The organism is Nitrincola alkalilacustris (assembly GCF_008973755.1).
Classification (GTDB): domain Bacteria; phylum Pseudomonadota; class Gammaproteobacteria; order Pseudomonadales; family Balneatricaceae; genus Nitrincola; species Nitrincola alkalilacustris.
This window is the reverse complement of sequence record NZ_WBOM01000005.1, coordinates 301781-321103: the sequence shown is the minus strand read 5'-3', so window position 1 is coordinate 321103 and position 19323 is coordinate 301781. Positions and strand designations below refer to the sequence as shown.

At 53.5% G+C, this 19323-nt stretch carries 20 protein-coding genes; 9 read left to right on the top strand and 11 right to left on the bottom strand.

All coding sequences use genetic code 11. The annotated features are described in order from the left end of the window. Positions 1-24: 24 nt before the first annotated feature. Positions 25-678, bottom strand: coding sequence for a ChrR family anti-sigma-E factor (locus tag F7R27_RS11675; protein WP_151704429.1), 654 nt, complete (start codon positions 676-678; stop codon positions 25-27). Next, on the bottom strand, positions 675-1280 hold the full coding sequence (locus F7R27_RS11670; protein WP_151704428.1) for a sigma-70 family RNA polymerase sigma factor: 606 nt from the start codon (positions 1278-1280) through the stop codon (positions 675-677). The genes F7R27_RS11675 and F7R27_RS11670 overlap by 4 nt, the downstream gene beginning before the upstream one ends. Positions 1281-1405: 125 nt before the next feature. Here F7R27_RS11670 and F7R27_RS11665 point away from each other — a divergent pair, with 125 nt between their 5' ends. The 8 genes from F7R27_RS11665 (at position 1406) to F7R27_RS11630 (ending at position 11544) form a co-directional block, all read left to right on the top strand. After that, on the top strand, positions 1406-2773 hold the full coding sequence (locus tag F7R27_RS11665) for an NAD(P)/FAD-dependent oxidoreductase (RefSeq protein WP_151704427.1): 1368 nt from the start codon (positions 1406-1408) through the stop codon (positions 2771-2773). Beyond that, positions 2770-3567: a DUF1365 domain-containing protein gene (locus F7R27_RS11660; protein ID WP_240776355.1), complete on the top strand. Its 798-nt coding sequence runs from the start codon at positions 2770-2772 to the stop codon at positions 3565-3567. Before F7R27_RS11665 ends, F7R27_RS11660 begins: the two co-directional genes overlap by 4 nt. Beyond that, positions 3564-4802, top strand: coding sequence for an SAM-dependent methyltransferase (locus F7R27_RS11655; RefSeq protein WP_151704426.1), 1239 nt, complete (start codon positions 3564-3566; stop codon positions 4800-4802). The genes F7R27_RS11660 and F7R27_RS11655 overlap by 4 nt, the downstream gene beginning before the upstream one ends. Positions 4803-4810: 8 nt before the next feature. Then, the gene (locus F7R27_RS11650; protein WP_168927489.1) at positions 4811-6244 is read left to right on the top strand and encodes an MFS transporter; all 1434 of its coding nucleotides are present in this window, start codon (positions 4811-4813) and stop codon (positions 6242-6244) included. Beyond that, a complete protein-coding gene (locus F7R27_RS11645; RefSeq protein ID WP_240776354.1) occupies positions 6225-6728 on the top strand; it encodes a DUF3833 domain-containing protein in 504 nt (167 codons plus the stop codon). The genes F7R27_RS11650 and F7R27_RS11645 overlap by 20 nt, the downstream gene beginning before the upstream one ends. 84 nt (positions 6729-6812) lie before the next feature. Next, positions 6813-7400, top strand: a complete 588-nt coding sequence (locus tag F7R27_RS11640) for a TetR/AcrR family transcriptional regulator (protein ID WP_151704423.1) — start codon at positions 6813-6815, stop codon at positions 7398-7400. 11 nt (positions 7401-7411) lie between these two features. Further along, positions 7412-8476 (top strand): efflux RND transporter periplasmic adaptor subunit, encoded by a 1065-nt coding sequence (locus F7R27_RS11635; protein WP_151704422.1) that lies wholly within the window; start codon positions 7412-7414, stop codon positions 8474-8476. A gap of 14 nt (positions 8477-8490) precedes the next feature. Further along, positions 8491-11544, top strand: a complete 3054-nt coding sequence (locus tag F7R27_RS11630) for an efflux RND transporter permease subunit (protein WP_151704421.1) — start codon at positions 8491-8493, stop codon at positions 11542-11544. A gap of 100 nt (positions 11545-11644) precedes the next feature. Here F7R27_RS11630 and F7R27_RS11625 read toward each other — a convergent pair whose 3' ends face one another. Genes F7R27_RS11625 through F7R27_RS11615 form a run of 3 tightly spaced genes read right to left on the bottom strand, consistent with a single transcriptional unit; the run spans position 11645 to position 13583 of the window. Then, positions 11645-12112, bottom strand: a complete 468-nt coding sequence (locus F7R27_RS11625) for a nuclear transport factor 2 family protein (RefSeq protein ID WP_151704420.1) — start codon at positions 12110-12112, stop codon at positions 11645-11647. Next, a complete protein-coding gene (locus tag F7R27_RS11620; protein WP_151704419.1) occupies positions 12112-12885 on the bottom strand; it encodes an SDR family NAD(P)-dependent oxidoreductase in 774 nt (257 codons plus the stop codon). Before F7R27_RS11620 ends, F7R27_RS11625 begins: the two co-directional genes overlap by 1 nt. 2 nt (positions 12886-12887) lie before the next feature. Continuing rightward, the gene (locus F7R27_RS11615) at positions 12888-13583 is read right to left on the bottom strand and encodes a DUF6134 family protein (protein WP_151704418.1); all 696 of its coding nucleotides are present in this window, start codon (positions 13581-13583) and stop codon (positions 12888-12890) included. A 180-nt stretch (positions 13584-13763) separates the two neighbouring features. On the opposite strand from F7R27_RS11615, the gene F7R27_RS11610 reads away from it, so the two are divergent. Continuing rightward, on the top strand, positions 13764-14342 hold the full coding sequence (locus tag F7R27_RS11610) for a peptidylprolyl isomerase (protein WP_276612560.1): 579 nt from the start codon (positions 13764-13766) through the stop codon (positions 14340-14342). A gap of 204 nt (positions 14343-14546) precedes the next feature. Here the strand turns inward: F7R27_RS11610 and corA are convergent, their stop codons facing one another. The 6 genes from corA to F7R27_RS11580 form a co-directional block, all read right to left on the bottom strand. Then, on the bottom strand, positions 14547-15500 hold the full coding sequence (gene corA, locus F7R27_RS11605; protein WP_151704417.1) for a magnesium/cobalt transporter CorA: 954 nt from the start codon (positions 15498-15500) through the stop codon (positions 14547-14549). Positions 15501-15626: 126 nt separating this feature from the next. Next, the gene (locus F7R27_RS11600; protein WP_240776353.1) at positions 15627-16088 is read right to left on the bottom strand and encodes a YiiD C-terminal domain-containing protein; all 462 of its coding nucleotides are present in this window, start codon (positions 16086-16088) and stop codon (positions 15627-15629) included. Beyond that, positions 16085-16645, bottom strand: a complete 561-nt coding sequence (locus tag F7R27_RS11595; RefSeq protein WP_151704416.1) for an NAD(P)H nitroreductase — start codon at positions 16643-16645, stop codon at positions 16085-16087. The genes F7R27_RS11600 and F7R27_RS11595 overlap by 4 nt, the downstream gene beginning before the upstream one ends. 60 nt (positions 16646-16705) lie before the next feature. Next, positions 16706-17533: an NADPH-dependent 7-cyano-7-deazaguanine reductase QueF gene (gene queF, locus F7R27_RS11590; RefSeq protein WP_151704415.1), complete on the bottom strand. Its 828-nt coding sequence runs from the start codon at positions 17531-17533 to the stop codon at positions 16706-16708. Continuing rightward, on the bottom strand, positions 17533-18306 hold the full coding sequence (locus tag F7R27_RS11585) for an ABC transporter permease (protein WP_151704414.1): 774 nt from the start codon (positions 18304-18306) through the stop codon (positions 17533-17535). The genes queF and F7R27_RS11585 overlap by 1 nt, the downstream gene beginning before the upstream one ends. Then, positions 18303-19235, bottom strand: a complete 933-nt coding sequence (locus F7R27_RS11580) for an ABC transporter ATP-binding protein (RefSeq protein WP_151704413.1) — start codon at positions 19233-19235, stop codon at positions 18303-18305. The genes F7R27_RS11585 and F7R27_RS11580 overlap by 4 nt, the downstream gene beginning before the upstream one ends. Positions 19236-19323: the final 88 nt, after the last annotated feature.

Sequence of the window (19323 nt, the reverse complement as noted above, 5' to 3'; positions counted from 1 at the left end):
CACCTGAAAGAACCCGGCTAACGGTCAGAGCCCGATAAAAGGCTGAATCAATCGTCCCATGATGCCGGTAAACTTCAGAGGTGCATCTGTTGCAATCAGACAGATGCAATCTTCACCGGTATCCACTATCGGCTGATGCAACACATCGCTATCCAGGTCGGCAACATCACCGCGTCGGAATCGACCTATCTCATCACTGTAGGAGCCACGCAATATCAGCGTCAGCTCATTGCCGGTATGTGTGTGATGGGGTACTGATACCCCCGGCGCCAGTTTGAACAATCGAGCCGCGCCCTTGCCACCGAAATTCAGATCCACCTGATACATGCCATAGCCGATCCATTTCCAGGGCAAATCATCCAATGACTTATTCAGATAGGTAGACAATGGATCAGGCAGCTCTGTCTGATTCGGTTCAGACGTCTTTACCTGCTTCTGAGCTGCAGCAGGTACCTCGTCCAGACTGGCCAGTATATCGTCCAGCGCTGAATCGCTGACCGCGACCGGACTGATATTATCCAGCAGCGCCCCACCGACCGCCTCAGCCTGCTTAACACGATGTCTGCATTCAGGACACCAGTGCAGATGGCATGCAACCACCAGCGCCATCCCCTGCGGCAAGGTGCCGGCTGCATAGGCCATCAATGTGGCGTCATCAAAATGATGGCTTATATTCACGCTTCATCCCCCCAGTAGGTCTTGAGCTTACTGAAAGCCAGACGCAACCTTGATTTAACACTGCCAAGCGGAATGCCGAGCTGTTCGGCAATTTCAGAATGACTTTTTCCTTCGTAATAAGACAGATGCAGCACCTGAGCCTGATTTTCAGGAAGCTGCTGGATCGCAATCTGCATGCGTTCGGCCAGAATCGCATGTTCGGCATTATCGCGCTGATCCGGGTCTGGCTCCTCCTCCGGCAGCTCATACTCGACCGCTTTTTCGCGCCGCATGCGGTCGATACACTGATTACGTGCCAGAGTGAAGATCCAGGTGCTCGCGGCCGCCTTGTCCGAGTTGAACATGTGCGCCTTGCGCCAGACCGCCAGCATAGCTTCCTGAGTAACCTCTTCAGCAGTCGCCAACGGCATGCCCAGACGTATGATGTACGCCTTGACACGTGGGGCGAAATAACTGAAGAGCTGTGCAAACACTGCTTTATCGCGCGTTTCGCCAAGAGACATCAGCCGAGCAGACCATTCATCACGCATCTGCTTTCTGCTGTCCTCCGCTAGCTTGGTGACTGCGTTCACATCGCCTCCTATGGGCTCATCTTCTTGCATCACCTACTCCTACGTCGAAAAAAAGTTTTGGATCACGTCATATTTGTCTGGTTTTACATGATCTGGCATGACATTCATCATCGTAGATTAAGAAACGTTATGCAAAGTTTGGCAAGAGGCCAGCCATGAAAGTTAAAGCGATTCGTCCACTCAGAGTAGCAGTCATAGGATCAGGTATTTCAGGCCTGTCCTGCGCCTGGTTATTGAATCAGCACCACCAGGTGACACTGTTTGAAAAAGATGACCGCCTCGGTGGGCACAGCAACACCGTTGACGTGCGCGTTGATGGCAAGCTGATACCAGTGGATACGGGGTTCATTGTCTTTAACCCGGTCAACTACCCCAATCTGGTAAAATTTTTTGAACAGCTACATGTCTCCAGTTGCGAAACAGAGATGTCATTTGCCGTTTCCATGGACCAGGGACGCCTTGAGTACAGTGGCACCAGCATTAATGGGCTCTTTGCCCAGCGCAGTAATCTTTTGAAACCACGTTTCTGGAAGATGATTGCCGATCTGTTGCGCTTTTATCGCGAGTCTGCCGGAATGCTGAGCCGTGCTGAATACGAGTCCATGACGCTCAGAGAGTTACTGGCACGCGGGGGATATGGGGAGGCCTTTGTTCGCGACCATCTGATTCCGATGGGAGCAGCCATTTGGTCGACGCCTGCTGACAGGATGCTCGACTATCCGGCACAGAGTTTTCTGCGCTTCTGTCAGAACCATGGCCTGGTGCAGCTGGAGAACCGTCCGCAGTGGCGCACGGTGATTGGCGGCAGCCGTGAATATGTCTCTCGTATTGCTGACACGCTGGAAGGGCGCATTCGACTGAACAGCCATGTTCATAAAATCCATCGACTGGATGGCAAGGTGATTCTTGAGGATCTGCATGGTGGTCGCGAAACCTTCGACCATGTCGTGCTGGCCTGTCATGCGGATCAATCACTCGAGATGCTGGCTCAACCTGACCCGCTGGAATCTGATCTGCTGTCGAAATTTCCCTATCAACGCAACCGAGCCATTCTGCATTGCGATACAGCTCTGATGCCGCGTCGTAAATCCGCCTGGGCCAGTTGGAACTATCTGTCTGACAGCAATAGCGAGAATGACAGCGAACTGTCAGTCACCTACTGGATGAACAGGCTGCAGCCACTGAGCACCGACAAGCCCCTGCTGGTCACACTGAACCCTGTCGTGGAGCCGGAAGCTGGCAGCATCTATCGCAGCTTTCTGTATGACCATCCGGTTTTCTCTCTGGAATCCATCAGCGCACAGAAAAAGCTCTGGACACTTCAGGGTAACCGCAACACCTGGTTCTGCGGTGCCTATTTCGGCTATGGCTTCCATGAAGACGGCCTGCAAGCAGGCCTCGCCGTTGCCGAAGCACTGGGAGGCATTCAACGTCCCTGGCAGGTGGAAGAGCCCAACGGGCGTATCCATGTCCATCCACCGAAACGCCCCTGCACACCTCAGGCCGAGGAAGCGGTGGCATGATTACAGTGATGAACTCCTGCTTTTACCGAGGCGAAGTGATGCATCATCGCATGCGCCCCCATAAACATCGCTTTATCTATAAAGTCGCGTCCTGGCTGATCGATCTGGATGAGATGGACAGGCTCAACAGCATGACGCTGTTCTCTCACAATCGCTTTAACCTTTTCTCCTTTCATGATCGCGATCATGGTGATGGGTCAGGCACGCCACTGAAAGAGCAGATCAGAAACATTCTGCATCAGCATGGTATCAACACCGGAAATGGCTTGATCATGCTGCTCTGCTACCCGCGTATCTTCGGCTATGTATTCAATCCGTTGAGTGTTTTTTACTGCTATGACGAGCAAAACAACCTGCAGGCGATCCTCTATGAAGTCAGCAACACCTTCGGGCAAAGGCACAGCTACCTGATTCCGATTTCTGATCAGGCTTCCTCCAGCATCGTACGACAGAACTGCCGCAAGGTGTTTTACGTATCGCCCTTCATGCCGATGGAAACCGACTACCAGTTCCGCATGCAGCCACCTGGCGAAAAAATAGCCGTATGTATTCGCCAGTCCGGTGAAGAGGGCCCGGTACTGGATGCCACCTTCACCGGCAGCCGACATGAGATCAGCAACACCTCGTTGCTGAAGAATTTCTTACGTTACCCGTTAATGACATTCAAAGTGATCGCCGGTATCCACTGGGAGGCGCTCAGACTGTGGCGCAAAGGCATGAGATTACAACCAAGACCCGACGCACCTGCCTACTCAGTTTCACTGGTATCCGACAAAGGAGTGACTGTGCGATGAAGCCATCTGAATATCGCAGCATGACCGCACGTGACCTGCTGCCAGAGCAGGGCTGGTTAAACCGCTGGTGTCTGGATGCGGTTCTGCGCCATCTGCCGGCACTGGAATATGGCACACTACTGCTGACACTACCCGGCGAGCAGCCACTTCAGTTCGGTGTACCGCGTGATGGCGAACCCCGGGCAGAGGTCAGGCTGCACAACCTAAGACCCATACGCAAACTCCTGCGAGGAGGTCTGGTCGGTTGGGCCGAGAGCTATATGGATGGCGACTGGGACTCACCCGATATGACAGCGCTGGTCTGCTGGGCACTGGGTAATGAAGCACGCATGACCGCCCTGAATGATGGCAAGCTCTGGATTCGCATCCTGAATCGTCTCATGCACCTGAGCCGTGCCAACACAAAACGCGGCAGTCGTCGCAATATCGCCTATCACTACGACCTAGGCAACGAGTTCTATCAGCTCTGGCTTGATCCGAGCATGACCTACTCCGCCGCTCTTTTCGCTTCGCCGGAGATGTCATTGACCGAGGCACAGGCAAACAAATACCGCCGCATCGCTGATATGCTGCAGTTGCAACCGGGTCAGACAATACTCGAGATCGGCTGTGGCTGGGGAGGTTTTGCCGAACTCGCCTCACGAGAGTATGGCGTTGCCGTAGAAGGGATCACCCTGTCTCAGGAACAACTCACCTATGCCCAGGAGAGAGTCAAACGTGCCGGCCTGGACCATCTATGCCGCTTCAGCCTGACCGATTACCGTGATGTCAGCAAACAGTACGACCACATCGTGTCAATCGAGATGTTTGAAGCAGTCGGAGAGGAGCACTGGGGCACCTACTTCAGCCAGATCAAACAGTGTCTGAAACCCGGTGGCAGAGCGGTTCTGCAGGTGATCAGTATTGATGATCAGCGTTTTGCCGACTACCGCCGCAACCCCGACTTTATCCAGCGCTACATTTTCCCCGGAGGCATGTTGCCCAGCCCATCACTGCTGCGAAAAGCGGTGGCAGATGCCGATCTTAAACTGACTGCAGAGCAACTGTTCGGAGCAGACTACGCCCAGACACTTGCCCTGTGGCGCCATAGTTTCATTGAGCAGTGGCCGCGTATCCGCAGTCAGGGTTTTGATGAACGCTTTCGGCGTATGTGGCTTTATTACCTGGCCTATTGTGAAGGAGGGTTCAGACACGGCACCGTGGATGTCGGCTTCTATCAGATTGAAGCTCAGTGAGTCAGCCGGTGAGCAGAAAAATCACCACGGCGACACTTCTGGCCTATGCCGGGCCGGCACTTCCGCTGGCCATTCCAACGGTGGTGATCTACGTACTGCTGCCTGCCTACTACGTGGAGAATTACGCCCTGCCACTGCTATGGACAGGCGTGCTGCTGATGCTGGCACGCCTGACCGATGTGATTACCGACCCATTAATCGGACACTGGCTGGATCGAGGTAACACCCGCACCTACCGTCTCAGCCTGATCCTGGGTGGGTTGATCTGTATCCCGTCGCTGTTTTTGCTGATCAACCCACCTGCCGAACACGCGATGCTGACACTTTTTTGTGGCTCGCTGCTTCTGTATCTCGGCTGGACACTGATACAGGTACCCTATATCACCTGGCTCAGCCATCTCAGTACAGACAGTTACCAGCGTACAAGGGCCGCCACTGGCCGTGAGGGTCTGGCATTGATCGGCCTGCTGCTCTCTGCCTCCCTGCCGGTAATTGCTGTAGCCATGGGGTTCGATACCCAGGCGACACTCTGGCTGATGGCGCTGGTGACCATCCTGCTCGGCGCACCTTTGATCGCTGCACTGCTCAGATTTGCGATGCCACTCCAGACACCGACTCACCAGCCCCTTGCAGGTTTGCATTTCAAAGATAAGCCTCTCAAACATGCTCACATGCAATCCAGCCCCAGAGAGCTGCTGCAGAATCGGCTTGCCCTGAGACTTGTAGCGGCATGGTTCTGCAATGGTATCGCCAATGGCGTACCAGCGGTGTTGTTCCCCTTCTATATCACTGCGGTGCTGGGTGGGACTGAAGCTGACAGACCTGTTTATATCCTGATCTATTTTGCTGCCGCCTGCCTGTCACTACCGCTATGGCTGATGTTGTCTAAAAAAATCGACAAACGCCTGCTCTGGCAACTGGCAATGTCGGGAGCGGTGCTGGCATTCCTGCCCGCCCCCTGGCTGGGACCGGGCGATGAAGCTGCGTTCATGCTGATCTGCATCCTGACCGGCGCGGCGCTGGGCGCGGATCTGGCACTGCCTCATGCGATGCAGGCTGAGATAACCGATTGGGATAGATTTCGCTTTCGCCGCCAACAGACAGGTTTGCTGTTTGCGCTCTGGAACGGTGCCACCAAGCTGGCACTGGCGCTGGCAGCCCTGTTGGCGCTGGGACTGCTGGAGTTGAGTGGTTTTACACCCGACAGTAGCGCACCACTTCTGGCGCTGGGTCTGATCTATGCACTGTTACCCTGCGTATTCAAAGCAGGTGCCATTGCACTTCTATGGGGATTCCCATTGAAGACCCATCACCATACCGCAATCCAGCGCCGCTTACAGGAGCGCTCTGGCAGGAGTTTAACCGATGCTTCGTACACTGATACCCCTATTGACCATTCTGATACTGACAGGCTGCAGCAACATGAATCTCGAACAGTTTGAAAATCGAGAACCCAAGCTGGTACTGGAAGAGTACTTTGACGGCAAGCTCTATGCCTGGGGCATATTCGAGGATCGTTTCGGCAACCTGCGGCGCGAGTTTCAGGTGGAGATAGAGGGCAAGTGGGATGGTACCCAATTGGTTCTGGATGAACGCTTTCTCTACTCGGATGGTGAACGTGACCAGCGTATCTGGACCATCACTCCGACAGGTGATGGTCTGTATGAAGGTCGTGCGGATGACATAGTCGGTGTGGCAGCGGGCGAAGTGCGTGGTAATGCACTGAACTGGCGCTATCACATGGACCTGAAGGTCGGCGATGGCAGCTGGCGAGTCAAGTTTAATGACTGGATGTATCTGCAGCCCGGAGGGGTGATGATAAATCGCGCCACTGTGAGCAAATGGGGCTTTGAGATCGGACAGGTCACACTCTTTTTTGCCCGTGCAGAAGATCTTGCACAGGCACCCTTCTCACTCTTCGACTGATGATCAATAACAGGTGGATATTGTCTGACCGATCCATTTACTGTACCATCTGGTCGGTAAACTAACCGTCTGGATGGTACAGTCATGTCGAAACGTAAAAACTCTGCTGATTCACGTAATGATATTCTTGATGCAGCTCAGCGGGTGGTGGCACGAGAGGGTGCTGCAAACCTGACGCTTGATGCAGTTGCGAAAGAGAGCGGCTTCAGCAAAGGCGGCCTGCTGTACAATTTTCCCAGCAAGGAAGCCCTGATACAGGGAATGCTTCAAAGACTGATAGACAATGTCGAACCACAGATGAATGAGTACCGGGACAGTCTTGCTGGACAACCCAATCCGACACTCCGTGCAATCATTGAGTGTATTCGCTGTGAGGCAGTGATCGATCGTAACATTTCCATGGCTATTCTGGCTGCAGGTGCTCAGAACCCTCAGTTACTTGATCCGCTACGCCAGCGATACGATCAGCACTACAAAGACATACTACAGGAAACTGATGACCCAGATCTGTCTTTGCTCCTGTGGGCTGCAGCAGATGGTTTGATGTTCATGTCCCTGCTTGATATGACCCCCTTCCCTGCAGAGGACGCAGAGCGCCTGATGCAACGGCTGCGGCACATGGCCAGCACCCGGCACGAAAAAAGCGTCATTATCGATAACATCGTATCCTGAGAGAAACGAAGATGAAAACCCTTCCCGTACGCCTGCTGCTTTTGAGCCTGATCGGTCTGACGTTGGCAGCCTGCAGTTCAGAAAACAATGAAGTGGTTGCTGTGCAGCAACCCAAGCCTGTCCGTCTGGAAACAGTCGGGGTCGATGCCCAGCTCAACAGCCGTCGCTTTGTTGGCAGAGTCGATGCTGTCAGTACTGTGGATCTATCCTTTCAGGTAGGTGGCCAGATCTCGGAACTGGCTGTCCAGCAGGGCACCCTGGTCAGAAAGGGTGAACTGATCGCCGCACTGGACCAGTCCGACTTCGCCCTCGCCGTTCGTGAAGCTGAGGTACAGAAAGATCATGCCCAGAAAAATCTGGAGCGGATCAAGACACTGGTCGAAAAAAACATGGTGTCGGATTCGGCATTCGATCAGGCCGACACAGACTATCGGTTGCAATCAGTGGCGTTGGACAACGCCCGCCGCAACCTCTCCTACACACGCATCAACGCTCCTTTTGACGCCTTGATCACGCGCCGTCTGATTGACCGCTTCAGTAATGTGCAGGCCAATACCCCAGTCGTGCGCGTTCAGGATGTCACCGAACTGCGTGTACGCATCAATGTTCCGGAAGGTCTGATCGCACTGATCGGTATGCGCAACGGTTTCAAGATTGAAGCCCACTCACCCGATCACCCGGAGTTGATTTTCCCGTTGGAGTATCGTGAACACGCCACGGAAGTGGATCGTGCCACACAGACCTATGAGGTCGTCTTCGGCATGGCCAGACCTGAAGAGATAGAAGTGCTCCCGGGCATGACACTGACAGTTGCCATCACCCGCAACGGCAACGAGCCGCTGCAACTGATCAGCATACCTGTCTCTGCTGTCGACACCGACAGCAGCGGGAGTTTCAGAGTCTGGCTCTATGATGCCGAGAAAGGTGTCGTGTCACCTAAACCCGTCACACTGGGCGCACTGTCAGGTACTCATGTTCCGGTTCTCTCTGGCCTTGAACCCGGTGATACCAGCGTGACAGCCGGTACTAATCTGTTGTCTGACGGTATGTCAGTACGTCCGTTCGACCACTTCTGACAGGATAGATGAACATGGATATTGCACGTACATCTATCGAAAAGCCGGTCAACACCTGGATGATCGTGATGATCTGTCTGCTGGGTGGTATCTGGGCAATGCTTACCATCGGTCGCCTGGAAGATCCCGCTTTCACACTCAAGCAAGCACTGGTTGTCACTCCCTACCCGGGTGCAACCGCGCAGGAAGTTGAAGAAGAGGTCACAGAGTTGCTGGAGTCCACCCTGCAACAGTTACCACAACTGAAGCGGGTCAAATCCAAGTCCTCACCCGGGATGTCCGAGATAGAGATCGAGATAAAAGACACCTATGACGGGCGCCATATGCCTCAGGTCTGGGATGAGGTGCGCCGCAAGGTCGGTGATGCTCAGCGGCACCTGCCACCGGGCGCGGGTACGTCGATGGTTAATGATGACTTCGGCGATGTATTCGGTCTCTTCTATGCCGTCACAGCAGAAGGCTTCACTGATCGTGAAATCCGCGACCTGTCGACCTTTTTGCGTCGTGAACTGCTTACCGTACAGGATGTTGCTAAGGTGGAAACACGTGGCGAGCAAACGGAAAGCATCTATATCGATGTCACCAACGAGCGCATGACCAGTCTGGGTATCGACCCGGATCTGCTGGCCCAGACACTGCAGTCGGAAAACGCCGTCGCAGATGCGGGTGCGATCACGGTTGATGACCGCCGTATCCGTCTGGTATCCCGCCCCGGTTTCGACTCTGTCGCCAGTATTGAGGCGGTCAGAATCGGTACGCCCGGCTCAACCGAGCAACTGAGTCTGCTGGATGTTGCTGAGATTTACCGCAGCACTACCGAGATACCCTCTCACCTGGTTCGGTTCAATGGCAAACCCGCCTTTACTCTTGCCATATCGGCGGTGGCCGACACCAACATTGTCGAAGTGGGTCAGCGCGTCAGCCAGAAGCTTGAGCAGCTGAAAGAGCAGATTCCACTGGGCATCGAGATAAGCCCTATTTATGAGCAGCATGTCGTCGTGGATGAGTCGATCAACAGTTTCGTGATCAACCTGGCTCTCGCGGTCGCGATCGTGATCGGCGTACTCTGCCTGTTCATGGGCTGGCGTGTCGGTTTTGTGGTGGGTGCCACTTTGCTGCTGACGGTACTGGGAACCATCTTCTTCATGCGCCTGTTCAGCATCGAGATGGAGCGTATTTCGCTGGGCGCCCTGATCATCGCAATGGGAATGCTGGTCGATAACGCGATTGTTATTGCTGAAGGGATGCTGATCAACATGCAGCGCGGTATCAGTGCCAAGACGGCAGCCAGTGACGCGGCCAAACGCACTCAGATCCCGCTGCTGGGGGCGACCGTCATCGGTATCATGGCGTTTTCCGGTATCGGACTGTCACCGGATGCAACCGGTGAGTTTCTCTTCTCACTATTTGCCGTGATCGGTATTTCGCTGTTGCTCAGTTGGGTACTGGCGATCACCGTGACGCCACTGTTCGGCTACTACATGCTGAAAGTATCCGACAAGGACCTGAAAGACGACCCTTATGAAGGTTCTGCCTACCGGTTGTATCAGCGTTTTCTGGGCAAGGCGCTGCGCGCACGTGGTTTCACTGTCATCGCACTTTTGCTGCTGACCGGCAGTTGCTTTTATGCTTTCGGTTTTGTGAAGCAGGCGTTCTTTCCTGATTCCAACACGCCTATTTTCTACGTCAACTATCAGTTGCCGCAGGGCACCGATATTCGTGCCACGGCAAGAGATATGGCCGAAATAGATGAACTGATCCGTCAGCAGCCTGGTGTCATTGCCGTCACAACACTGGTGGGTCAGGGTGCCAGCCGCTTCATGCTGACTTATAATCCGGAGCAGCCAAATACCGCTTATGGTCAGTTTATCGTTGAGATGGAGGATCGTCATCAGATAGACCCTCTGGCCGAAGTGCTGCGACGCGAACTCCCTCCCGCTTATCCTGATGCAGATATTCGCACCCAGAAACTGGTTTTCGGACCCGGTGGTGGTGCCAAGATAGAAGCACGTTTTTCAGGACCGGATGCTGCCATCCTGCGACGACTGGGTGATGAGGCGATCACCATTATGCAGGCGGATGGTAACCTGCAGGATATTCGCCAGAACTGGAATAAGCAGGAGCTGGTGATTGTGCCGCTGTTCAATGAGGAGCGGGCACGCATTGCAGGTCTGGGCCGCAACCATGTTGCCGAAACGCTGCAGTTTGCCACTGTGGGCATACGTGCCGGTACCTATCGTGAAGGTGACGAACAGATCCCGATCATCGCACGCCCGCCAGCCGATGAACGACTGGATGCCGGCCGACTGGAAGAGCGACAGATCTGGAGCCCCGGGCTGCAGGCTTACATACCGATCACACAGGTAGTCGAGCGCTTTGTTACCGAAAGTGAAGAGACCCTGATACATCGTCGTGATCGGGTACGCACACTGACCGTTCAGGCAGAGCCGATCGGCGACCTGACAGCCGATGCTGCGCTCAGAGCTATTCGTGGCTCAATTGAAGCGATTGAGCTGCCTCAGGGGTATCAGTTGCAATGGGGTGGTGAGTTCGAGACCTCAAGTGAAGCTCAGGCCTCACTCGGTGCTCAGTTGCCGCTGGGCTTTCTGGTGATGCTGCTGATCTCCATCCTGCTGTTTGGCAAGTTGCGCCAGCCACTGATCATCTGGCTGGTGGTGCCCATGTCAGTCTGCGGGGTGGTGATTGGTCTACTCGGCAGTGGCATGCCCTTTGGCTTCATGGCCTTGCTGGGCTTCCTCAGTCTGTCGGGCATGCTGATGAAAAATGCGATAGTGCTGGTGGATGAGATAGACAGCCAGATCAGTGGCGGCAAGGACAAGGTTCAATCGATCATTGATGCCAGCGTCAGCCGACTGCGCCCGGTGTTTCTGGCTGCTGTGACCACTATTCTGGGCATGCTGCCATTGCTGACGGATGCCTTCTTCTCCAGCATGGCGGTCACCATCATGGGAGGCCTGGCCTTTGCAACGCTGCTGACCCTGATTGCCGTTCCGGTATTCTATGCCCTGCTCTTTGGCATCAAGCCAGCGCGTAAAGCAGCGGCCTGATATTATGGCCATCAAAGCGCCCGGGAGCCACCACGGCTCCCGGGCGCTTTCTGCAACCGGCTATTTTTGCTTCAACTACCTTTTATTCAACTGTCTGTTTTCAACTACCCATTTTCGCCCGAACCCGCCGCAGCAGTGCTCCCAGCACAGGCAGTCTGAGATAGATCGGTGCACTGTCCCAGTAGTCGATATGTTCACACACTCTGCCCTGCTCATCGAAAGCCAGCCGACTGACACCCTCCACACGCAGATCACCCACCACGGGTAAACCGGCACGAAATATCCAGCGCAGATAAGCTCGATCCCCCACGACACAGATCTCCGTCACCTCAAAACCGGGGTGTCGGGTGTGCCGGAACATATCCTCCAGCACACGGCTCATCTGAGCAAACCCCCGATGGTCGTTGAAGGGGTCTTGAAAATGTATATCGGGCGCGACCAGTGGCTCAAACTCGGCAATACGTGCCGGAGTCAATGACGCAAACAGAGCCGCATACTCTGCGCAGGTTTGCTCATTAAGGGTTTGATGAGTTGAGGTCTGTTGACTGGATATCAGTTCATTTGGCATCAAAAACCGGTCACCTTGCGGATAAGTGGTAGATAAACAGAGTAAGGCAGCAGTCTCATTATCTTGAGCTGCAACACAAAGGTCCAGGGAAAGGCGATCTCGAACTGTTTTCGCTGAAGTCCTCTGAAAATCGCTTTGGCGGCATCATCTGCCTCCATCAGAAAAGGCATCGGAAAAGGGTTTTTGTCAGTCAGTGGCGTACGCACAAAACCGGGATTGATCAACGACAGATGCACCCCTGTCGCCCTGAGTTCGGTTGCCAGTGCCTCGCAGGCATTGATCAGGGCTGCCTTGCTGCCACCATAGGCCGCCGCTGTCGGCAAGCCGCGATAGCCGGCCACAGATGCCACCACCCCCAATACGCCCTTGTCACGCGCCAGCATGCGCGGCAGCAGAGCTTCAAGCGCATGCATCACACCGAAATAATTTATCTCCATCAGCTCCCGGCAAGTGGCGGCACTGAATCGATCTACCGGCATCGAATGGTGATTACCGGCACACAGAAGAGCGAGATCCAGTTCACCATGTTCGATTTCCATCTGCTCAACGGCTTGCTTAACAGCTTCAAGATCAGTCACATCCAGCACCAGCGGTATAATCCTGCCCGAATGGTGCCGCGCCAGAGACTCATCCGCCACCGACTGCAATGCGCTCTCAGTACGACCAGAGATGATTACGCTGGCACCCGACTCAGACAGGGCCAAGGCCATCGAACGTCCAATACCCGTACCGCCCCCCGTAATCCAGACAAGCTTCCAGTCAGGTTGATTCATCTCTACTGCTCCATGCCACTGCTGATCAACCGAATACGAGACTTGTCGGTTGCCGAGAACTCCATTCCCATCCAGCGCCCTTCGGCATCGTACCAGGTGTCGGTATCGATCAACTCACCACCCAAGCGATAGCGCATTGCATCTACCAGTTCACCGCCAAACGGCACCTGATCCTGTCCCAATGTCTCCACCTCTATTTCGCTCACCTGTCCGGTCAGGGTATTCAATACTCGAGTCTGATCAAGGATCGCACGATTCCAGTGGTTGGTGGTGATGAGCCCTGACTCCAGGCTGAGTCTGCCATTTTCTGAATCGACCATAAGCTGATCACCCTCGCGCCTGGCACTGATCACCTGCTGGGTGCCATTATCATCGACATTGACCTCCAGCCGAACCAACTGCTCATCTTGCCACCACTCAGTTGCCTGGTAGCGATAGTTGTAGGAGAAAAGAGCGAGATAACGTATCTGCAGCGCCATTTCAATATCGACACGCAGTAACCCATCCTCCTGGCTGAACCTGAGCGAGTGCTCGCCGATAGGCGTATCGCGCCGATATACATCAAACTGCGCCTCATCTCCATAGAGTGCGAATGCACGCTCAGCCAACTGGCTTGCCTGAACCTGCAATGCAGCAGCACTCAGCAAGGCCGATATCAACAGAGCCTTGACACAGTGATTCATGATGCTGTTATTCATGTCCTTCTCCTTTTCGTTGCCATTGTTACGAAAAGGAAGCGCTTGCAGTTCATAACCCGAGCGAGACTATTTAATCCTTCTTTAACACCATCATCGGTTTATCCTGCAACTTTCCTTGGCTATAGTAGTCCTTATCAAAGATTGATAACCCTTCTGAACTGATCAAGGAAGCTTCCAAAGATGTTACTGAACCGAACTCTGCGCTTGCTGTGCATGCTGGCACTCATGTTGTCGTTGAATTCTCTGGCGCTGGCCGATAATGCACCCCGTGTGGTGTTGAAAACCAGCCTGGGCGAGATCGAGCTGCAACTGGATGCCGAGAAGGCTCCCATCACCGTGAAAAACTTTCTGGCCTATGTTGATGCCGGTTTTTATAACGGTCTGATTTTCCATCGCGTCATTGAAAATTTCATGATTCAGGGTGGTGGTTTTGATGCTGAGATGACGCAAAAGGCAACTCAGTCACCCATCAAGAATGAGTCAGACAATGGCCTGAGCAATCGTCGCGGCACCATCGCCATGGCACGTACCCGGGCACCGGACAGTGCAACGGCACAGTTCTTCATCAATACGGTCAATAACTTCAACCTGGATGGTGCAAGCAACCGCCCCGGTTATGCGGTATTTGGTGAGGTGATAAGCGGAATGGATGTGGTCGACAGGATCCGTGCAGTTTCGACAACCACCCGTAACCGGATGGCGGATGTACCTGTTGAGCCCATAGTGATTGAATCGGCAGAGCGCATCATTGCTGAGTAACATCTGAATACGTGATTTCACTGCCAACTGCATGTATGTGCAGGCATATCCTGAATGCCTTGGATGAGACCCCATATATACATCCCTGTAGGCTTAAATGCCGCATCCCTGCGGCATTTACTCACCCAAGACCTCCTGGATAAGCTTTGAAGTCACTGATTCATGACCTACATCCAGATATCTCTCAAAGCCCACGTCATCGAGTTATAGCCATCCCTTGTAGCGGAAGAAGGTATAAGGGGCGACTCCGGCCAACAGCATCATGCCCAAGGCAAAAGGATAGCCCGCCGTCCATTGCAGTTCCGGCATCACCTCAAAATTCATACCATAGATACTGGCAACCATGGTCGGTGGCAGGAAGACTACGGCAGCAATGGAGAAGATCTTGATGATCTTGGCCTGCTGAATATTGATAAAGCCCTGCGACGTATTCATCAGAAAGTCTATTTTTTCAAAGATGAATGCGGCGTGCGCCATCAGGGTATCCAGATCTCGCAATATCTCACGACAGTTTTCCTTGGAGTCGAGATGCTGATGGATGTTGCGAATCAAAAAGGAAACCGAGCGCTGGGTATCCATCAGACACAGGCGAATACGCCCATTACTGTCTTCGAGTTTAGCCAGCTTATCCATGGACTCAGACTGTGCTTCATCCCGGTTCTCAAGAATATGACTGCTGATTCCATCCAGATCGCGCAGCAGATCCTCAAGCTGATCCGCCAGGTTGTCCACCTTGAGCTGAAAAATGGAGGTCAGTATCTGCAGCGGCGTCTCAGCATCAACCCAGCCCCGACGTGAACGCAGTCTGAGCAGTCGAAAGTCGGCCAGATCCACATCTCGAATACTCAGCAACACATCAGGCTTCAGCGTAAAGGCGACGGTTGCGGTTTTGTGTCGACCTTCCGACTGATACAGAAACAGGGAGTGAACATGCAGATCCTGACCTTCGATGAAATACCGGGCACTCGCCTCTATCTCTTCAACATCATCCACCTTGGGCAGGCTTTCCGGATGCAGTTGTTCAACAACAGCTATCTCATCCTCAGAGGCTTCCTGCAGATCTATCCAACTCGATGTTCTGAGGCCCTCCTCCAACTGCTCAGAATCCAGCGGATGCTCTCTCATCAACCCCTGTTCAAGTACATAACTTCGAATCATGTGGCTTCCCGTTAATACTGATCGACAATACGGTTACTCTAGCCACTGAATGTAACAAATATGTTCAAACAACAGAAATATATCCGCTAATGATCACCGGTAAGTAGCCTACTCTCGGACAGCCACCTAGCATCTGATGCGCGCATAATAGACACCGTTAAGCTGCAGCGCCATCTTACCCTGCTCTTGAATTTCGACCTGAAGGGGGAGCTTACCTCGCCCTTTTTCACGCATGCGCAACAAAAAGGGAGCCAGAACGTCATCATCGGGCAGAGACACACAGGCTTTGAAATCAGCAGTGACCGGCTGCAGATACTTTATCTGGCTTTCGGCAATCATCACATCGCACTCAAGCCCTTGTGAGCGCAGATAAAGGGTCATCAGACACCAACCACTGAGCGTGGATAATGCAGCCAGTGAGCCAGCGAAACCGGTACCCTTGTCATTGATATTGGCGGCCAATGGTGCGCTCAGTGTCAGCCCCTGATCATCCAGCGTCAGCTGATCTATCTGCATGGCGCCGACCAGTGGAATCTGAGTACGAAGCCAGCTCAGAAACGCCTCAGCGTCATCGGGCTTCAGATTCACGACTGCCCCCACTGCTGCACGAAGTCGGCTGGATTCAGATCAGGCAGCGCCCGATGCTTACGCGCCTTGCCCAGATAGAGAAAGCCGGTGATCTGCTCATTCTCTTCCAGCCCCAGTCCACGAAAAACCATCGGGTCAAAGGCCATGGAGCCTGTACGCCAGATCGCATCCACACCCTGTGCAAAAGCAGCCAGCAAAATGCCATGAGCCGCACAGCCGGCTGCGATCTGTTGTTCGATCTGCGGCACTTTAGGATGATCTATCAGCTTCGCCACCACAACAATGATCATCGGTGCCCGCAGAGGTTTGCCACGCAGCTTCTCAATCTCGGCATCGCTCATGTCGGGATTTTTCGTTTTGGCAACCTCAATAAACAGATCAGCCAGTCGATCTCTCCCTTCGCCCTCAATCTGGATAAAGCGCCAGGGCTTCAGATTGCCATGATCCGGCGCACGCAACGCTGCCCGATAGATAAGATCCAACTGTTCGGCTGTCGGCGCTGGGCCTTCAAGCACAGGGGATGAGACCCGATTGATCAGCAGTTCTGTTGCTTCCATGTTTACCTCTACGTGTTTTGCCACGACAGTTTTGTCACGACAGCTTATAGCCACAACAGCCTATTGCCGCGACAGACGCGGATTACTGGGTTCACCATCGATACTGGAGCGATAGGGGTTGATATCCAACCCGCCACGACGCAGGTAGCGCGCATAGACGGTCAGCTTCTGTGGACGGCAGCGCTGCCAGATATCCATGAAGATGTTCTCGACACACTGCTCATGGAAGTCGCCATGCTCTCTGTAGGAGATCAGATAGGCCAGCAGCCCTTTGCGATCAATCTTCTCGCCCTTGTAACGGATATGAATGCTCGCCCAGTCCGGCTGCCCCGTCACCGGGCAGTTGGACTTCAGCAGATGGCTGAACAGGGATTCCTCAACCACCGACTTGCTTTCACTGCGCAGCAACTCCGGTTGAGGCTCGTAGTGCATCACCTCAATATCCAGCTCATCCAGACATTCACCGTGAAACTTATCGATCGTCTGTGAAGCATCCGGCTTTATCAGCCGGACAGCGACTGGGCCACCGGCTGCGGCAGACAGGTCCCGGCGCAGTACAGTCTCCACTTCAGACTCCTGTCCGAATTGACTCAGATTGAGTGAGTTCAGATAAAGCTTGAAGGATTTCGACTCGATGATATGTGTCGATGTTGCCGGAATTCTGAACTCAGCCAGTCTGACCACCGGCTTGCCCTTGCTGTTCAACCAGGACACCTCATAGGCGTTCCAGATATCCATACCACGAAACGGTAAACCACTACGTTTGATACCGCGTGCCTGCCAGTTGCTGTCGCGCGCTATCGGATAGAGCAGCGCAGGATCATACTGGTTGACATAGGCGGTCTCTTTGCCCAACGGCGATTTATGCAGAATTTCCTCTTCGCTCATCAGCTGCGAATCCCCTTACCCGTATTGAGCAGATGCAGACTGAAGGCAGTCAACAGCCCAATGAAAATCAGAATCATCGTGAATGCGATACCAATATGGATATCACTCACACCCAGAATACCGTACCGAAAGCTGTTAACCATATAAAGGATCGGATTCAGCTGCGACACCCCTTGCCAGAAACCCGGCAACAGACTGATGGAGTAGAACACACCGCCCAGATAGGTCAGGGGAGTCAGGATAAAGGTCGGAACAATCGATATATCATCAAAACTGTTGGCATATATAGCATTGATAAAGCCTCCCAGCGAAAAGACCACCGCGGTCAGAAAGACCGTGCTGATCGTGATCAGCAGATGGTGCACATGCAGTTTGGTAAAGAACAGTGACAACAGCGTAACTATCAAGCCCACCGCAAGGCCACGCGCCACACCACCAAACACGAAACCAGCCAGAATCACCCAGTTGGGCACAGGTGCCACCAGCAACTCCTCCACATGGCGTTGAAACTTGGTACCGAAAAAGGAGGAGACCACATTGCCATAAGAGTTGGTGATCACCGACATCATGATCAACCCCGGCGCGATATATTCCATATAACCGAAACCGCCCATCTCACCGATACGGCTGCCGATCAGATTGCCGAAGATGATGAAATAAAGAGTCATGGTGATGGCTGGCGGCAACAGCGTCTGCACCCAGATCCGTGTAAAACGACGCACCTCTTTCACCAGGATGGTCCAGAAGGCGGTCCACAGGAGTTGATTGTTCATGCTGGCTCCTGATTCAGATTCTTATCCACGAGTGACACAAACAACTCCTCCAATCGATTTGCCTTGTTACGCATACTGACCACCTTAAGACCGGAAGCCTCCAGCTGTGCAAAGAGATTGTTCAGCCCCTGCTCTTTATCTACTTCAACCTCCAGGGTACGAGGAGCGGTCAACCTTGGCCGATAACCATTGAGCGCTGGCAGTTGCTCCACATCCGATTGCAGATCCAGAATAAAGGTTTCGGTATTCAGCTTCTGCAACAGAGATCGCATGCTGGTGTTCTGAATGATTTCTCCACGATCAATGATCGCAATGTTGCGGCACAGACTCTCGGCCTCTTCCAGATAATGGGTCGTCAGAATAATCGTGGTGCCCTTGCTGTTGATCTCACGCAGAAAGCTCCACATCGAGCGGCGCAGCTCGATATCCACCCCGGCAGTCGGCTCATCCAGTATCAACATGCGCGGCTCATGAACCAGCGCACGTGCAATCATCAACCGACGCTTCATACCACCAGACAACATACGGGCGCTGACATTACGCTTGTCCCACAGCCCCAGCTTTTTCAGGTAAAACTCGGCGCGCTCCAGCCCCTGACGCCGAGGAATGCCGTAATACCCGGCCTGAGTCACGACGATATCCAACACCTTCTCGAAATTATTGAAGTTGAACTCCTGGGGCACAACGCCGAGTTGCATCTTGGCTCTGGCGATATCTGTCTCCAGATCATGTCCAAAGATACTGACCCTGCCCGAGCTTTTGTTCACCAGAGACGATACGATACCCAGCGTGGTCGATTTACCCGCACCATTGGGTCCAAGCAGCGCAAAAAAATCGCCTTCCTGAACCTCCAGGGAGATACCCTTGAGGGCCTCAAACCCGTTACCATAGGTTTTGCGCAGCTGATCAATGGCCAGTGCTACAGTCATAACATAAAATCCTTAATTAGCTGGATAGCTTAATCTGCGGGCGATGGATTGCATTTTCAACCGCCAGCCCCCATAAATCAGCCAATTC

What these genes read in the sequence shown, in the direction of transcription:
- F7R27_RS11660 (WP_240776355.1), top strand. Translation starts at nt 2,770, where the DNA reads ATGATTACAGTGATGAACTCCTGCTTTTACCGAGGCGAAGTGATGCAT.
- F7R27_RS11615 (WP_151704418.1), bottom strand. Translation starts at nt 13,583, where the DNA reads ATGAATAACAGCATCATGAATCACTGTGTCAAGGCTCTGTTGATATCG.
- F7R27_RS11585 (WP_151704414.1), bottom strand. Translation starts at nt 18,306, where the DNA reads ATGAACAATCAACTCCTGTGGACCGCCTTCTGGACCATCCTGGTGAAA.
- F7R27_RS11610 (WP_276612560.1), top strand. Translation starts at nt 13,764, where the DNA reads ATGTTACTGAACCGAACTCTGCGCTTGCTGTGCATGCTGGCACTCATG.
- F7R27_RS11655 (WP_151704426.1), top strand. Translation starts at nt 3,564, where the DNA reads ATGAAGCCATCTGAATATCGCAGCATGACCGCACGTGACCTGCTGCCA.
- F7R27_RS11645 (WP_240776354.1), top strand. Translation starts at nt 6,225, where the DNA reads ATGAATCTCGAACAGTTTGAAAATCGAGAACCCAAGCTGGTACTGGAA.
- F7R27_RS11620 (WP_151704419.1), bottom strand. Translation starts at nt 12,885, where the DNA reads ATGAATCAACCTGACTGGAAGCTTGTCTGGATTACGGGGGGCGGTACG.
- F7R27_RS11665 (WP_151704427.1), top strand. Translation starts at nt 1,406, where the DNA reads ATGAAAGTTAAAGCGATTCGTCCACTCAGAGTAGCAGTCATAGGATCA.
- F7R27_RS11625 (WP_151704420.1), bottom strand. Translation starts at nt 12,112, where the DNA reads ATGCCAAATGAACTGATATCCAGTCAACAGACCTCAACTCATCAAACC.
- queF (WP_151704415.1), bottom strand. Translation starts at nt 17,533, where the DNA reads ATGAGCGAAGAGGAAATTCTGCATAAATCGCCGTTGGGCAAAGAGACC.
- F7R27_RS11595 (WP_151704416.1), bottom strand. Translation starts at nt 16,645, where the DNA reads ATGGAAGCAACAGAACTGCTGATCAATCGGGTCTCATCCCCTGTGCTT.
- F7R27_RS11580 (WP_151704413.1), bottom strand. Translation starts at nt 19,235, where the DNA reads ATGACTGTAGCACTGGCCATTGATCAGCTGCGCAAAACCTATGGTAAC.
- F7R27_RS11670 (WP_151704428.1), bottom strand. Translation starts at nt 1,280, where the DNA reads ATGCAAGAAGATGAGCCCATAGGAGGCGATGTGAACGCAGTCACCAAG.
- F7R27_RS11630 (WP_151704421.1), top strand. Translation starts at nt 8,491, where the DNA reads ATGGATATTGCACGTACATCTATCGAAAAGCCGGTCAACACCTGGATG.
- F7R27_RS11640 (WP_151704423.1), top strand. Translation starts at nt 6,813, where the DNA reads ATGTCGAAACGTAAAAACTCTGCTGATTCACGTAATGATATTCTTGAT.
- corA (WP_151704417.1), bottom strand. Translation starts at nt 15,500, where the DNA reads ATGATTCGAAGTTATGTACTTGAACAGGGGTTGATGAGAGAGCATCCG.
- F7R27_RS11635 (WP_151704422.1), top strand. Translation starts at nt 7,412, where the DNA reads ATGAAAACCCTTCCCGTACGCCTGCTGCTTTTGAGCCTGATCGGTCTG.